Consider the following 16,121-nt stretch of genomic DNA (forward strand, 5'->3'; position numbering starts at 1 on the left):
AAATTTCAAACACATAACTTATAGTAAATCTACAATTTTGCTTTAAAATAAATTTCTTAATTACTGATCACATGGTTGTAAATCAAACTTCCTTTTAAAAGAATTATAAAAATAAAAACCCCAATTTAATATTTTAAAATTGGGGTTTTCCATGCATATAATTCAAATATTTACTTTTTAAGTATTTTTTTAAAGGCAACGCCTTTGTTTGTAAAAATCTTTATTAAGTAAATTCCTTTAGATAGATTGGAAAAATCTATTATATTTTCTACTGAAACGCGCACTTTTTTACCAGTAATTGCATAAATCTCTACTTTCTTTAAGCTAAAACTATTGTTTAAGTGTATGTTTAATTTACTTTGAATAGGGTTTGGAAATGTAAACACGTTTTTAGAAACGTCTAAATTCTCTACATTTAAAACTCGAGCTCTACAATCTAGCTCATTTGCAACAAATTCACTTTTTGTGTCTTTTACCCACGTAGATAAGTAGCTTGCATTTACATCATCAACAAAAATACAGGTTAAGTTTGGTGTATTTATGGAGTTAAAAGAAGTAATACTTGTATTATTACCATTTTGCATGTTTAAAGTTATTAATGCTTGGTTGTTGCTAACATCTACAGTTGTTAAATTAGACAAACTACTTACATCTAAAACATCAAAATTATTATTACTTGCAATTAAGGTTTGTAATGCCATTGTTGTTGTTTTTTGAACAATTTTAGTTTTGCCTGTAGTTTTAGCAATGGTAGTAAAACTTGAACCGGTTAACGGACTTAAATCTGTAATTCCGTTTCCTGAAACGTCTAAGGTGGTAATTCCTGTAAAAGCAGCTAAACCTTCTACATCTTTAATACCTGTACCACTTAAATCTAATGTACCTGTAAATGCTGCTGCTTCTGCTTGTGTAATTGTACCATCATTATTTGCGTCTAAACCTGTAACTGCTAATAATGCTGTTGTTGTTGCAGAAGAAGTCATCACAGACCAAACTGTTGAGCAGTCTGTGTTGAAGGATGCCTGAGCATCTTTATTGGATGACCAATTTGTGTCCGAAAAACTAACATCATCTACTTGGATACACATTAGCAAAGGGTTGTTTTTTGCTGAAAACCCTCCTACAATAAAAGAAGTATTATTTCCATTTCTCACATTTAAACTTTTTAAATTTGGCATTCCATTAGCATCTATCAAAGTTAAAAGCGGCATAAAACTTACATCGATGTTAGAAATATTGGTACCTGAACAAGAAAGAGAGTTAAGGTTAATATTATTGATAAGATTTATATTTTGTATTGGATTTCTAGCAATATCTAAATCTTTAAGATTTATATTTGTATCAATACTAATAGCAGTAATATTGCTTTTTCTTAACCATAAAACTTCTAAATCAATATTTCTAGAAACATCTATTGTACCTAGCGAACAATCGAAAGTTTGTAAAACTTTTAAATGAATATTTTTTGTTATATCTAAATTTGTTAATGGGTTAGAATTCAAGATTAATTCTTCTAACATTAAATTTTTTGATAAATCTGGATCTGCTAATAAATTACCCTCTAATTTTAATATTTTTAGGTCTTTAAAATCCTCAATACCTGTTAGATCAGAAATAGATCTATAATTCATAACTAAAGAAGTAAGCGTATTAATATTAGCAGTTGGCACATGGTCATCTAAAGGTCCTGAATCATAACCTCTACCAATTAAATATTGTTCAAAATTATCATCTGGAACATAAGTTAATTGCTGTGAAGCACAAGCAACACTAAAAGTATGTTGATAATCTTTATTCCAACCTGTTAAACCAGTTGCTGGAGTTGCAGCATCTGCAGTTATACAAGTTAATAATGGGTTGTTTACAATTTGAAGAAATGTAAAACTGGCGTTGTTACCATTTGCTATATTTAAACTGCTTAAATTAGGGTTGTTATTAGCTGTAAAATTATAAATTTGAGAATTAAGTTGTATATCTATTTGCGAAAACAGATTTTCTGCCATTGCTAAAATTTCTAATTTTAAATTATTGGTTAAATCTAATGTAGAGATACTATTTTTAGAAAGGCCTAATATTTGTAAATCTAAGTTTAAATTAAGATTTAAACTCGTTAATAAATTATCGCTACAATTTAAGGCATTTAACTTTGTATTGCTTGTAACGTCTATAGTTGGTATTTGGTTACTACTACAAACTAATGTAAAAAGTAAAGGGTTTTGACTTGTATTTAAACTAGTAAGCAAATTTCCCTGTGCATCTAATGTATGCAATACAGGATTATTAGTAACATCTAAATTAGTTATTTGATTTGTATCACAATCTAAAATTGTTAAGTTAGGGTTTTGTGTTACATTTAAAGATGGTAACTGATTTACGTTACAAGCTAAAAAGTTTAAATTAGGACTGTTTGTAACATCTAAACTTGTAATTTGGTTGCTATCACACTTTACGTAATTTAAATTGGTATTAGAACTTAAATCTAAGGTTCCAATATTATTATCAAAACAATTTAAATGCTCTAATGCTGCAAAATCTTGTATTCCAGTCATTAAAACGATAGACAAACTTAGCACTTCTAGTTTTCTTACTGTATTAATTCTATTGGTAAAAACATAATCATCTAAAGGCCTTCCATTCCCCATACTTGTAGGGTCTCCAATAGCAACGGGATTTCCATTTGCATCATGCGTTTCCAAGTAGGTTTCTAAGTTATCATCTGGTACATAGGTTTGCGCACAACTAGATGAGAAAATGTGTTGCATATCTTTAGACCAACCTGTTAAACCATTAATAGGTGTTGTTGCATCTGCTTTAATACAATTTAAAGTAGCGTTACCTGTAGAATTAAAAATAGCCAAACTATTATTGTTACCATTAGCAATATTTAAACTTGTTAATTGATTAAAACTACAAAACAACTGAACTAACAAAGTATTTGCAGAAACGTCTAATGCAGAAATTTGATTATTCTGAATACCTAAACTACTTAATTTTGTGTTAGACGATACATCTATAGAGGTTATTCCATTATTATCACAAAAAAGAGTTTCTAAATTAGGGTTTAAACTAACATCTATAGTATTTATTTGGTTTCTCCCAAATGCTAAATATTTTAAAGCAGTGTTATTATTTACATTTAAAATGCTCACATTATTTAAAGTAAAAGACAGATTTTCTAAAAGCGTATTGCCGTTTACATTTAAGACTGAAACTTGATTATTATCTAAAATTATAGTTTTTAAAAGTAAATTGGCACTAACATCTAAAGCAGTAAGTGCATTATTTACACACGTAAGAGTGTGTAAAGAAGTATTAAAACTTAAATCTATTGAAGAAACTAAATTATCATCAATTGATAAAGTTTCCAATGCTAAAAAATCTTCTATTCCAGTAAGATCAGAAATTCTAGCAATTACATTAGGTAAATTAGTATTATTTAAAGGGTCAGTTAAATCTAAACTAGTTATAGTATTTATATCTGATGTTAAAACTTGCCCGTTAACAACACCATCAGAATCTATCCCTAGATCTAATAATGCTTGCTCAAAATTAGCATCTGGTATGGCTGTTGTAGTAAAATCATCTATAGTACTAGAGTACAAAGATTGTAAAGCAAATAAAAGTCCTAGTAAAAGTAATTTTGTTTTCATAATTTTTGTTTTATCAAATATCTAAAGTTTCTATTGTATTTGTAATTCTCCTTAAATAAACAATAGTGTTTATTCTATAAATTATACCAATTTAGATTACAAACTAAAATATATTTTGCAAGTAAACCTGTGTCGCAAAGTTGACCTTAAATACTATGATAACATCAAGGAAAAACACCCTTATTTTTAAAGTATAATCACTCAAAACAAAAAACCCAAGCAAATTGCTTGGGTTTTAATAAAATAATTAAAGTATTATTTATTCAAAAGAAGCGCCACTTGCAGCAACACTTCTATCTATTTTTCGCATTAAACCTTGTAACACTTTACCAGGACCAACTTCTATAAACTCAGTTCCACCATCGGCAATCATTGCTTGTACACATTGTGTCCATTTTACTGGCGCAGTTAATTGTGCAATTAAATTTTCTTTAATTTCTGCAGGATTTCTAACCGCTTTTGCCACCACATTTTGATATACAGCACAAGTTGGCTCACTAAAAGTAGTTGCTTTAATTGCTGCAGCCAATTCTTCTCTTGCAGGTTCCATTAAAGGTGAATGAAATGCGCCCCCAACAGGCAACAATAAAGCTCTTCTTGCTCCTTTTTCTGTTAAAATTTCACAGGCTTTTTCTACCGCTTCAATTTCTCCAGAAATTACCAATTGCCCAGGACAATTGTAATTTGCAGCCACTACTACTCCATCAATTGCTGCACAAGTTTCTTCTACAACTGCATCTTCTAAGCCTAAAACAGCTGCCATTGTAGATTTTTGCATTTCACAAGCTTTTTGCATAGCCAAAGCACGTTTAGAAACTAAAGTTAACCCATCTTCAAAAGATAAAACTCCGTTTGCAACCAATGCAGACAATTCTCCTAAAGAATGGCCAGCAACCATTTCTGGCTGAAAAGAATCACCTAAAACCTTAGCTAATATTACAGAATGTAAAAAAATAGCAGGTTGTGTAACTTTGGTTTCTTTTAACTGTTCTGCCGTTCCTTTGAACATAATATCTGTTATAGAAAAACCTAAAATTTCATTTGCTCTCTCAAAATATTCTTTAGCCAAAGCAGATCTTTCGTATAAATCTAATCCCATTCCAGAGAATTGCGCTCCTTGCCCAGGAAAAATATATGCTTTCATTTTATAAATTTTAATTGTTGTTTGTTGGCGCAAAAATAGTCATTTTTATTAGATGCTATTTCCTAATTTTATTCTTCGTTTTAAATAAAAATAGAAAAAATCACATTATTTAATATTTAAGTTAGCTACATAAAGACTTAATTATAGTTAATCTTTTTTGCTAAATTTCTGATATAATAAAGAAAACATTCTTACATTTAAAAAATCTTTTTAAACTTGTAAAGAATTCAAAAATAATTCGTCTATACATATAGAAACAATACATATATCATGAAAAAAATACTTTTATCACTATTAACCATTTTTACAATAGCACAAATTAACGCCCAAACAGAAATTTTTAACGGTCTTTTACAAAAACATGTAACTTCAGACGGAATTGTGGATTACAAATCTTTTAAGGCTGACGAATCAAAGCTGGATACCTACATTGCGTATCTTGAAAAAACTTCGCCTGCAAAATCTTGGTCAGAAAACAAAAAGAAAGCCTTTTGGATGAATGCGTATAACGCCTACACCATAAAAACAATTTTAAGTAACTATCCTTTAAAAAGCATAATGAATGTAAAGAAAAAGGGAAAAGACGCATGGAATATTCCGTTTGCAAAAGTTGGTGGTAAAACCTATACTTTAAACAATATAGAACATGATATTTTGCGTAAAACTTTATTTGATGCAAGAATACATGTGGGTGTAAATTGTGCCTCTGGCTCTTGTCCTAAATTAGGCAATATGGCATTTACTGAAAAAAATGTAGATGCATCTCTAGAAAAATTAATGAAAGAATTTGTTAATGATACTACTAGAAATAAATTATCAAACAAAAAATTACAACTTTCATCAATTTTTGACTGGTATAAGGGTGATTTTACCAAAAAAGGTTCTTTAATAGACTACTTAAACAAATATGCAGATGTAGAAATTAGTAAAAAAGCAAGAACTAGTTATTTAAAGTACGATTGGACTTTAAACGGTAAATAATTTAGTAATTTCGTTTTATTAATTAAATAAAATACAAATGTCAAAGCCATATTACGATGCATCCGATTTAAGAAAATTCGGAAAAATAACAGAATGGAGCGAAGAACTTGGAAACAAGTTCTTTGACTATTATGGTAAAGTTTTTGAAGAAGGTGCTTTAACTGCAAGAGAAAAATCTTTAATTGCATTGGCTGTTGCACATACAGAGCAATGCCCTTATTGCATAGATGCATATACCAAAGATGGTTTGCAACGAGGAATTACAAAACCAGAAATGATGGAAGCCATTCATGTAGGAGCAGCAATAAAAAGCGGTGCCACTTTAGTACATGGTGTTCAAATGATGAATAAGGTGAATAAATTAGAAATGTAAGCAGAGAACCATTTTTTGCAAAAGCAAAAAATGCGTGAATCGTTTATCCCGCTTTTTAGCGGGATCTCTAAATTAAAATCTAAAAATTGCTTTCTTTATAAAATTTAAGAGTTTGTTTATTTCTTTAAAACAGAAATTTCTAAATTAAATTTTTAAAGTCAGTTTATTATTAAAAAGAAATCGTTAAAAAAACCAAATTTATTTTTTTCTTAAATAGCATAAATTCAAATTGATGGCTACAAAATCATTAAAAGCAAGAAATAACGATATTGCAAACACATCTCGTCAAATGGAAATTCTTTCTAATGGAATTTTCGCAAACGGAGAATTACCAACATTTGCAGCTAAAATAAAAGAATCAGGGCATTTTCCTCTTCGTCCTAAAAAATTAGAAATTCTACAGATTAATTTAGGCTACATGTGTAACCAAGTTTGCGAACATTGCCATGTAGATGCTGGTCCAGACAGAAAAGAAATTATGACTGTAGAAACCATGCAACAGTGTTTAGATGTCATCAAAAAAACAGAAGCACATACTTTAGATTTAACTGGTGGAGCTCCAGAAATGAACCCTAACTTTAGATGGTTTGTAGAAGAAGCATCAAAAGCAGGAATTAAAGATTTTATAGTACGCTCTAATTTAACAATTATTAGAGCCAATAAAAAATACTACGATTTACCAGAATTTTTTAAAAAACACAATGTGCACGTAGTTTCTTCTATGCCACATTGGACGCGCGGAAAAACTGACAAACAAAGAGGAGATGGTGTTTTTGATAAATCGATTAAAGCCTTACAAGAATTAAACGCTGTTGGTTATGGAATGCCAAATTCTGATTTAAAATTAGATTTGGTTTACAACCCTTCTGGTGCATTTTTGCCTGGAGATCAAATGGCTTTAGAAGCAGATTTTAAGAAAGCACTAAAAGCAGATTTTGATATCGATTTTCATAGCCTATTTGCCATTACAAATTTACCTATTAGCCGTTTTTTAGATTATTTAATCGCCTCAGAAAATTACGAAGATTATATGCATTCTTTATTAGATGCTTACAACCCTGCAGCTGTAGAAAACGTAATGTGTACCAACACTATTTCTATAAGTTGGGATGGTTGGTTGTATGATTGTGATTTTAATCAAATGCTAAATTTAAAAGTGGCAAGCAAAGTAAAACACGTTTCAGATTATAATGAAGATTTGCTACAAGATAGAAACATTATTATAAACCAACATTGTTTTGGTTGTACTGCTGGCGCAGGAAGCAGTTGCCAAGGCGTAGTTGCATAAACCTCATTGTTCTTTAAACTTTTCCCTAAAGGAGAAATTGAGCTCGTTTGAAAATAAAAATTGAATACCTAGCAAGGAGTTTAAACACCTTGCTAAATAAAATGAGAAACAATACTGCCATATTAATATTTGCAAATTCTGCTGAAAAAGAAGCGGAGAAAAAATCTTTTTTATCAAAAGAGGTTTTCTCTAAATTGAATGCGCATACTTTAAAAACGGCAAAAAAATCTGGACTTCCTTATTTTTTATTTACAGAAAAAAACCAAGTTGGCGGTACTTTTGCCGAACGTTTTTCTAATGCAATTGAAACCCTTTTTACCAAGGGTTTTTCTAATATTATTGCTATTGGTAATGATACGCCACATTTAAAAACACATCATTTAATAAACACCTTACAGCAATTAGAAAAAAACCAATTGGTCTTAGGACCTTCTAAAGACGGTGGTTTTTATTTAATGGGAATTCAAAAAGAATCTTTTAATAAAAAAACATTCTTAAATTTACCTTGGCAAACTCGTTTTTTAAATAGCTGCATCGCTAAAATATCTTCTTCCAAAAATTTAAAAATTAAATTTTTGGAAATTTTAAATGATTTAGATTCAGAAGAAGATATCAAAAAAATTATATATAGTTTTAAAACGCTTTCTGCATCAATTTTAAAACTTTTAAAAGCACTATTTTTTATTGATAAAAAAACCAATGTTTATCAAAAAAACAGCTTTAACAATACATTTACTTCCTTATATTTTAATAAAGGTTCTCCTTTAATTTTTGCGTAATTATTTCAAAAAACACTTCTTTTTTTTAAAGAAATGATCATTTATTGCTTTTTCGCAACCATTCGCTTAAAGGCATCAATTTATTTACAAAAAATCATAATTAATGAAACATATTTTTATGTGGGTTATACTGTTGGCAACAAGCTTCAGTTTTTCACAAATTAAAATTACAGGTACAATTACCGATAAAATTACAGGTAATGGTATTCCTGCAGTAGCAATTTCATCTTCAACAACAAACGGAACAACTTCAGATATAAACGGAAGTTATGCATTAGAAATCTCAAATAAAAACCAATTTTTAACATTCTCTTATTTAGGATATAAAACACAGCGCGTTAAAATTGGCAATCAAACAATAATCAATATAAAACTAGAAGAATTAGAAACCAACTTAGAAGAAGTTGTAGTAACTGCACTAGGTTTAAATAGAAAAACAAAAGAGCTAGGTTATGTAGTACAAGAAATTAAAGCAAAAGATGTTACAGAAGTAAAAACGGTTAATTTTTTAGACAATTTAGCAGGAAAATTAGCGGGTGTTACTGTTTCTCAAGGAGCTACAGGTGTAGGATCTTCTTCTAAAATTACCATTCGTGGTGAAGCTTCTTTTTCTAACAACAATCCGCTTTTTGTGGTAGACGGCACACCAATAAACAACAATTCTGTTTTTAATTTTACTAATGAAGCTGCAGCTGGTTTTCAAGAAGTAGATTTTGGTAATGGCGCCATGGAAGTAAATGCAGATGATATTGCATCTGTTACTGTTTTAAAAGGGCCAAGTGCTGCTGCTTTATATGGAACAAGAGCTTCTAACGGAGTAATTGTAATTAAAACCAAAGATGGTAGCAAGAAAAAAGGATTGGGAATTAGCATCAATTCTTCCGTAACTTTTGATAGTGCTTTTCGTTTGCCAGATTTTCAAAATGAATATGGACAAGGACAAGGTGGTGTTTTTGAATATGTTGATGGTTTAGGCGGCGGAATTAGCGATAATATTACTTATTCCTGGGGACCACGTTTAGATGCTGGTAATTTTATACCTCAATTTGATTCTCCTGTAACTTTGGCAGACGGCACAGTGGTAAGAGGTGGAGATACTTCTTTGTATTCTGGCAATGCAATTACACCTACTTTATTTCAATCTAACCCAGACAATTTAAAAGATTTTTATCAAACAGGCGTTACAACCATAAATAACATTTCTATTAATGATAGTTTTGATCGCGGTTCTTACAGATTATCGCTTACAGATTTAGATAGTGAATCTATAATTCCTGGAGTAAATTTAGATAGAAAAACAGCGGCATTAAAGCTAAATTTTAATCCAACAGAAAAAACAAGAATTACAAGTTCTGTAAATTATGTAAATTCTAGTAGTGATAATAGACCGTCTAGTGGTTATGGTAGCGAAAATGTAAATTACTCTTTAGTTGCCTGGGGACCAAGATCTCTAAACATAGATAATTTAAGAGATTATTGGCAACCTGGTTTAGAAGGTGTGCAACAGTATTCTTTTAATTACACTTTTTTCGATAATCCGTTTTTTATTTTACAAGAAAACACCAATTCTTTTAACAGAGATCGTGTTTTTGGAAACATTGCAGTAAACCATAAATTTACAGATAAACTAAGCTTTTCTTTACGTTCTGGTATGGATTATTCTTCTGAAATTAGAGAATTTAAACGTAACTTTAGTAGCAATCGTTTTAAAAATGGTGCTTATGCAGAACACGATGTTTTTTACAGAGAAATTAACACAGATTTCTTAGTAAATTATAAAGATAATTTTGGAGATTTTTCTTTTAATGCCTCTTTTGGAGGAAACAGATTAGACCAAACTGCGTCTACAAAACAAACCCAAACTACTAATTTAGCACAGCCTGGTATTTTTAGTTTAAACAATGCAGCTTCTCCTTTAGAAGTTTTTCAATTTGAATCTAAAAAGAGAATTAATTCGTTATACGGAATTGCAAAATTTGGTTACAAAGATTATTTATTTGTAGATATTACTGGTAGAAATGACTGGTCTAGTGCTTTAGCAACACCATTTTCTGTAGACGGAACTTCATTTTTCTATCCTTCTATTTCTTCTAGTTTTGTACTATCTAACTTTACAGAATTACCAGAAAATATATCGTTTGCCAAATTAAGAGCAAGTGTTGCACAGGTTGGTAATGATACCAATGCTTTTCAAACTTCTGGTGCTTTTGTATCTCAAACACCATTTAATGGGCAACCCACTTTTAGCAATCAAGATTTTATACCAAATGCAAACTTAAGACCAGAAATTACAACTTCTTATGAGTTTGGTGCAGATTTACGTTTCTTTAAAGATCGTTTAAATGTAGATTTTACGTATTATAATAACACCACAAAAGATCAAATTATTTCTTTACCAATTCCTATTTCTTCTGGTTTTAATCAGCAAGTTATTAATGGTGGTAAAGTAAATACAACGGGTGTAGAAATTATTTTAGGAGCAACACCAATTAGAAATAAAAACTTTAGTTGGAACACAACTTTCAATTTTGCAACGTACAAATCTGTAATTAAAGATTTACCACAAGAAGAAGGTCGTTTAACCTTGGCTTATAGTAGAATTTACGACAGTGCCAACCAAACTGTTTGGTTTCAAGTAGAAGAAGGCGGAGAAATTGGAGATTTGTACGGAACAGGATATTCTAAAAACGACGAAGGTCAGTTTCTTTTAGATGATAATGGGAGGTATATTGCCAATAACGATTTGATTAAAATTGGAAATTACAACCCAGATTTTACATTAGGTTGGAACAATACTTTTAGATATAAAGATTGGAATGCAAGCTTTTTATTTGATTGGAGACAAGGAGGTGAAATTGTTTCTAGAACAAGAGCGTTAGGTAATGTTGGTGGTCAATTAGCAGAAACTGCTTTTAGACCAGAAGCTGGTATTGTTGCAGAAGGTGTAAATGTAAATACAGGGCAACCCAACACAGTTGCAGTTTCTGCAGAAAGTTTTTACAGACAGTTTTATGATAGAAATCACGAAGAAAACAACGTATATGATGCTTCATTTTTAAAACTGCGCCAGTTTTCTATTGGTTATACTTTAAATTTAAACGAAGGTTTCTTAGGTTTAAAAGATGCTTCTACAATGAATTTTTCTTTTATTGGAAACAATTTATTTGTAATCACAGAAAATCCACATTTTGATCCAGAACAATTAGCTGTACAAGGTAATGGCTTTGTAAGTGGTGTAGAAGATATGAGTTATGCAACCACTAGAAGTATCGGTTTTAAAGTAGGATTTGATTTTTAAAATAAATTTATCATTTAAACCTTGTAGAGAAATCTCATGAAATAGTTCCTTGAGATTTTTAAACATCGATTAGAATGAAAGAAAACACAACAAATGAAAAAAATTATATATACAATCGCAATTTTTGCAATTACATTGGCAAGTTGCACCAAAGATTTTGAAGAAATAAACACCAATCCTAATGCACCGGTTGCAGTACAACCAAGTTTGTTATTAAGACAGGTTATTTACGATTTTGGAGAACAAATGAGTTACGAAGGTTTTGTAGCTGGAGATTTACTAGCACAACATAGAACGGCCTTAGATTTTAATTTATTTGACAGACACGATTTAAAAAGTCCACAATTGGGTGGAAATCCTTGGCCAATTTTTTATACCAATTTACGTGATAACGAAATTATTTTAAAACAATCTCAACAAACACCTGCTTTTGCAGTATATGAAGGACCAGCTTTAATTTTAAAAGCTTTTATGGCTGCTGGTTTAACAGATTTATTTGGAGATGTTCCTTATTTTGAAGCATTTAATGGTGTAGAAGGTACAGTTACTCCAAAATACAATTTACAAGAAGACATTTATCAAAATGAAAACGGAATTTTAGATAATTTAGATAAAGGAATTGCTGCAATTAATGCTTATACAGGTTCTATTCCTTTAGAAGGAGACATTTTATATAATGGTAATTTAAATAATTGGGTGCAGTTTGCAAATTCTTTAAAAATTAAATATTTAATTAGAATTTCTGGTAAAGTTGATGTTGCTGCCCAATTGCAAACTATTTTTGATGAAGGAAATTACATCACCACAAATAATGAAAATGCAGTTTTTGATTTTACAAATTCTGAACCCAACAGCTTTAGATTAGCGCAATTAAGAATTGGAGATTTCAACAATTTTGTACTATCTGAAACAATGGAAGAAATTTTAATTGATTTAAATGACACTAGAATTTCTACCTTTTTTAGACCTTTTGCAAACGCAAATTCTAGAGAATTTAATGGTTTATTAAATGGTATTGATGCGTCTTCTACAACTGTTGCTTTAGCAGATTTCTCTTTAGCAGGAACAGCTTTTAGAGAAGATACTTCTAGCTTAGATGCTAATTTTATGACTGCCTGGGAAACTAGTTTTTTGTTAGCAGAAGCCGCAGAAAAAGGGTTTATTACAGGTAATGGTGAAACTTTATACAACTTAGGTGTAACCCAAGCTTTCGCGTATTGGAACACAACTTTACCCGCAGGTTATTTATTAGGAAAGGCCAATTTTAATGCAATAGGCAAAACCCCTTTAGAGCAAATAATTACTCAAAAATGGATTGCTTCTATTATAAATAGTTACGAAGGTTGGGTAGAATTTAGAAGAACTGGTTTTCCTGAACTTAAAAATATTTCAGCAAGTTTAAATAATGGTTTAATTCCTGTAAGAATGCCTTATCCTGCAGAAGCAGCAACTTTAAATCAAGAAAACTATAAAGTTGCAGAAAGTGCTACAAACGGAAATAGTTTGGATGTGAAGGTTTGGTGGAATGAGTAGAATCCCATCCCTAACTCTTTCCAAAGGAAAAGAAACTGTGGTAAAATCTTTAAGGAAAATAATTGTTAAAAAAATATGATAATGAGAACATCCTTTCTTATTCAATTGAGTAAAAGCTCCTTCCCTTTGGGAAGGTTGGGATGGGATTTTTTCCCAAGGAAAGGGAACTGTGGTGGAATCTTTAAGGAAAATAATTGTTAAAAAAATATGATAATGGGAACATCCTTTCTTATTCAATTGAGTAAAACCTCCTTCCCTTTGGGAAGGTTGGGATGGGATTTTTTCCAAAGGAAAGGGAAATGTGGTGGAATCTTTGATAAAAATAATTATTAAATAAAAAAATGGTAACATCCTTTTTTATGAAATTGAGTGAAAACTACTTGCTGTTAGGAAGTTTAGGATGGAATTTTGATGTTGAAACTTGGCAGTGGTTATTAATCATAACTTCTAGTTTAATCTTATTCTTTTTATCTCCATTAGCAAAAACAACAGATCAGTTTTTTAAGGCTGTAAACCAAAAAAAAGCACCAAATACTTTGGTATTAACTGGTAGTTTAATTATTTCCTGGATTTTTGCAAAAAGCATTACAAACGCAGCAAATCTTGGGTTAGCTTTTGGTGTGGTTGGTGGCGTTGCCTATGCTGGTTATTATTTATCTTTTGCAGTGGCAGGCATTATCATTTATCAATTAAGAACCAAAGGGAACTATAAAAGTATCCATCAATTTTTAATTGCAAAGTTTGGTAAAAAGGCAATGGCTGTTTTTTCAATTTTAATTGCTTTTAGACTTTTTAATGAAGTGTGGAGCAATACCATGGTTATTGGCAGTTATTTTGGCGAAATGGGAAGCACTAATTATTATTGGGCAATTATAATTTTTACTTTATTAACGCTTTCTTATGCCGTTAAAGGTGGTTTAAGCAGTTCTATATTTACAGATGTAATTCAGATGGTTTTATTCTCTGTTTTATTAATCATTATTTTAGGAACCATTTTTACAACAGAAGATTTTTCATCAACAGAAATAATTACTTCTGGTACTTGGAGTTTTGAACTGGGTTTAAATCTGTTTTTTGCAGCTTTACTGCAATCGTTTAGCTACCCTTTTCACGATCCTGTTTTAACAGACAGAGGTTTTATTTCCTCACCAAAAATAACTCGTAAAAGTTTTTTGTGGGCAAGTATTTTAGGCGCAATTTGTATCGTATTATTTAGTTTAATAGGAGTTTACGCACAAACCAAAGGTATGCAAGGACAAGCTGCTGTAGAAGTTGGTAAAGCCTTTGGTGTGGTTGTTTTATTAGTAATTAATTTTATTATGATTACCTCTGCTGCTTCTACTTTAGATTCCACATTTTCGTCCTTTTCTAAATTAATTGCTGTAGATTTAAATATTAAAAAAACAGTTTCCTTTGGAAGGTTAACCATGATAACTGTTGCTGTTTTAGGTACAATTCCCGTTTTTTTAAATGCAGAAATTTTAGCTGCAACTACTATTTCTGGTACTATGGTTATTGGTTTAACACCTATTTTTATATTTTGGAATAGTAAAGTGCCAAAAATTAGTTTTTATCTTAGTGTAATTTGCGGCTTGGTCTTTGGACTATTCTTAATATTAGATTGTTTCCCAAAGCAATTTATTTTTACAGACGGAAAATATGCCAGTTTACTTTGGGTAAATATCTGGGGAATTTTAAGTTGTATCATTTTATATTTTATACCTAAATGGATCAAAAAATAGAAAATTTGAGTAAAATATCTGGTAAAATGTTACTTTTTGGTGGAGTTTACAGCAATTTACAAGCTTTAGAAGCTTTAAAACAAATTGCAGAAAAAGAACAAATTACTCCAGAAAATTGCATTTGCACTGGCGATATTGTAGGCTATTGTGCTCAACCAGAAGAAACAGTGCAGCTTTTTAAACTTTGGGGTGCCAAAAGTATTGTTGGTAATGTAGAAATTCAATTAAGAGCAAATGCAGCAGATTGTGGTTGCGATTTTAGAGAAGGTTCTAGGTGTGATGATTTTTCGCAACAATGGTATCCTTACGCTCAAAGTAAATTATCTGAAAACTCTTTAGATTTTTTAAAAACATTACCCAATTACATCAACTTTACTTACGCAAATAAAAATGTAAGTGTAGTTCACGGTTCTTATTTTAATGTTTCAGAATTTATTTTTAAATCTACAGATTGGCACATTAAAAAACCAAATTTTAGCGCTACAAAAAGCGATGTAATTGTAGCTGGCCATTGTGGGTTGCCTTTTAATAATCTGCATGAAAATAAAATTTGGTTAAATCCTGGTGTTATTGGCATGCCAGCAAATGATGGAAACCCTGATGTTTGGTATGTAATTTTAGATGATGAAAAAGATGTTTTTAATTTTACACATAAAACCTTAACTTACAACTACAAATTAACCAGCAAATTAATGCAAAATGGTTTGTTGCCAAAAGAATATTCTAGAACCATTGTAACTGGTATTTGGGACAATACAGAAATTTTACCAGCTATAGAATCTGGTTTACAAGGGTTTGGAATTCAATTATAATACTCAATAAAAAACAAAAAAATGAAAAAAATATTTATCCTTTTTTTACTTATAACTTCAACAGTTAGCGCTCAAAAAAAATTAGACAAGTTATTAAATACATGGAACACTAGGAATGTGCCTTACATTTCTGTACAAACTTTAGCATTGCCAAAAACAGAAGCTATTTTACTAGATGCAAGAGAACCAAAAGAGTACGAAGTAAGCCATTTAAAAGATGCAATTTATGTAGGCTATAATAAGTTTAAACTTAAAGAAACTGTTGCGAAATTACCAAAAGATAAAAATGCAAAAATTGTGGTCTATTGTTCTTTAGGCGTAAGATCAGAAACTGTGGCGCATAAATTAATTGAGGCAGGTTATACAAATGTTTATAATTTATATGGTGGTATTTTTAAATGGAAAAACAATAACTTTAAAGTTGTAGATACTTTAGGAAATACCACAGAAAAAGTACATGCTTTTGATAAAAAATGGGGTAAATATCTTGATAAAGGTAAAAAAGTATATTAGTTCTTATA

11 protein-coding genes are annotated in these 16,121 nt (G+C 30.4%); 9 read left to right on the top strand and 2 right to left on the bottom strand.

What is annotated here, in order from left to right; translation table 11 throughout:
• Positions 1–170: 170 nt before the first annotated feature.
• Positions 171–3,650, bottom strand: a complete 3,480-nt coding sequence (locus Q0762_RS09300) for a leucine-rich repeat domain-containing protein (RefSeq protein WP_298766278.1) — start codon at positions 3,648–3,650, stop codon at positions 171–173.
• 259 nt (positions 3,651–3,909) lie between these two features.
• On the bottom strand, positions 3,910–4,794 hold the full coding sequence (gene fabD / locus Q0762_RS09305; protein WP_298766280.1) for an ACP S-malonyltransferase: 885 nt from the start codon (positions 4,792–4,794) through the stop codon (positions 3,910–3,912).
• A 270-nt stretch (positions 4,795–5,064) separates the two neighbouring features.
• Here fabD and Q0762_RS09310 point away from each other — a divergent pair, with 270 nt between their 5' ends.
• The 9 genes from Q0762_RS09310 to Q0762_RS09350 all read left to right on the top strand — a co-directional run bounded on the left by Q0762_RS09310 (position 5,065) and on the right by Q0762_RS09350 (position 16,113).
• A complete protein-coding gene (locus Q0762_RS09310; protein ID WP_298766281.1) occupies positions 5,065–5,775 on the top strand; it encodes a DUF547 domain-containing protein in 711 nt (236 codons plus the stop codon).
• Positions 5,776–5,812: 37 nt separating this feature from the next.
• Positions 5,813–6,148, top strand: a complete 336-nt coding sequence (locus tag Q0762_RS09315) for an arsenosugar biosynthesis-associated peroxidase-like protein (RefSeq protein ID WP_298766283.1) — start codon at positions 5,813–5,815, stop codon at positions 6,146–6,148.
• Positions 6,149–6,380: 232 nt separating this feature from the next.
• Positions 6,381–7,436 carry an arsenosugar biosynthesis radical SAM (seleno)protein ArsS gene (arsS, locus tag Q0762_RS09320; RefSeq protein ID WP_298766285.1) on the top strand — a complete coding sequence of 352 codons (1,056 nt, stop codon included), beginning with the start codon at positions 6,381–6,383 and terminating at the stop codon, positions 7,434–7,436.
• Between the two features lie 101 nt (positions 7,437–7,537).
• Positions 7,538–8,215, top strand: a complete 678-nt coding sequence (locus Q0762_RS09325; protein ID WP_298766287.1) for a DUF2064 domain-containing protein — start codon at positions 7,538–7,540, stop codon at positions 8,213–8,215.
• A gap of 103 nt (positions 8,216–8,318) precedes the next feature.
• On the top strand, positions 8,319–11,513 hold the full coding sequence (locus Q0762_RS09330) for a SusC/RagA family TonB-linked outer membrane protein (RefSeq protein ID WP_298766289.1): 3,195 nt from the start codon (positions 8,319–8,321) through the stop codon (positions 11,511–11,513).
• Positions 11,514–11,606: 93 nt separating this feature from the next.
• The gene (locus Q0762_RS09335) at positions 11,607–13,046 is read left to right on the top strand and encodes a SusD/RagB family nutrient-binding outer membrane lipoprotein (protein WP_298766291.1); all 1,440 of its coding nucleotides are present in this window, start codon (positions 11,607–11,609) and stop codon (positions 13,044–13,046) included.
• Positions 13,047–13,405: 359 nt separating this feature from the next.
• Entirely contained in the window at positions 13,406–14,788 is a 1,383-nt protein-coding gene (locus Q0762_RS09340) for a sodium:solute symporter (protein ID WP_298766293.1), read from the top strand.
• Positions 14,773–15,600 carry a metallophosphoesterase family protein gene (locus tag Q0762_RS09345; protein WP_298766295.1) on the top strand — a complete coding sequence of 276 codons (828 nt, stop codon included), beginning with the start codon at positions 14,773–14,775 and terminating at the stop codon, positions 15,598–15,600. Before Q0762_RS09340 ends, Q0762_RS09345 begins: the two co-directional genes overlap by 16 nt.
• 21 nt (positions 15,601–15,621) lie before the next feature.
• Positions 15,622–16,113 carry a rhodanese-like domain-containing protein gene (locus Q0762_RS09350; protein ID WP_298766297.1) on the top strand — a complete coding sequence of 164 codons (492 nt, stop codon included), beginning with the start codon at positions 15,622–15,624 and terminating at the stop codon, positions 16,111–16,113.
• The last annotated feature ends 8 nt before the right edge of the window (positions 16,114–16,121 follow it).

The organism is uncultured Polaribacter sp., from assembly GCF_947495205.1.
In the GTDB taxonomy this organism is placed as follows: Bacteria; Bacteroidota; Bacteroidia; order Flavobacteriales; family Flavobacteriaceae; genus Polaribacter.

Excerpts from the sequence above, each read along its gene's own strand:
- Q0762_RS09300 (WP_298766278.1), bottom strand. The coding sequence starts at position 3,650 with ATGAAAACAAAATTACTTTTACTAGGACTTTTATTTGCTTTACAATCT.
- fabD (WP_298766280.1), bottom strand. The coding sequence starts at position 4,794 with ATGAAAGCATATATTTTTCCTGGGCAAGGAGCGCAATTCTCTGGAATG.
- Q0762_RS09310 (WP_298766281.1), top strand. The coding sequence starts at position 5,065 with ATGAAAAAAATACTTTTATCACTATTAACCATTTTTACAATAGCACAA.
- Q0762_RS09315 (WP_298766283.1), top strand. The coding sequence starts at position 5,813 with ATGTCAAAGCCATATTACGATGCATCCGATTTAAGAAAATTCGGAAAA.
- arsS (WP_298766285.1), top strand. The coding sequence starts at position 6,381 with ATGGCTACAAAATCATTAAAAGCAAGAAATAACGATATTGCAAACACA.
- Q0762_RS09325 (WP_298766287.1), top strand. The coding sequence starts at position 7,538 with ATGAGAAACAATACTGCCATATTAATATTTGCAAATTCTGCTGAAAAA.
- Q0762_RS09330 (WP_298766289.1), top strand. The coding sequence starts at position 8,319 with ATGAAACATATTTTTATGTGGGTTATACTGTTGGCAACAAGCTTCAGT.
- Q0762_RS09335 (WP_298766291.1), top strand. The coding sequence starts at position 11,607 with ATGAAAAAAATTATATATACAATCGCAATTTTTGCAATTACATTGGCA.
- Q0762_RS09340 (WP_298766293.1), top strand. The coding sequence starts at position 13,406 with ATGAAATTGAGTGAAAACTACTTGCTGTTAGGAAGTTTAGGATGGAAT.
- Q0762_RS09345 (WP_298766295.1), top strand. The coding sequence starts at position 14,773 with ATGGATCAAAAAATAGAAAATTTGAGTAAAATATCTGGTAAAATGTTA.
- Q0762_RS09350 (WP_298766297.1), top strand. The coding sequence starts at position 15,622 with ATGAAAAAAATATTTATCCTTTTTTTACTTATAACTTCAACAGTTAGC.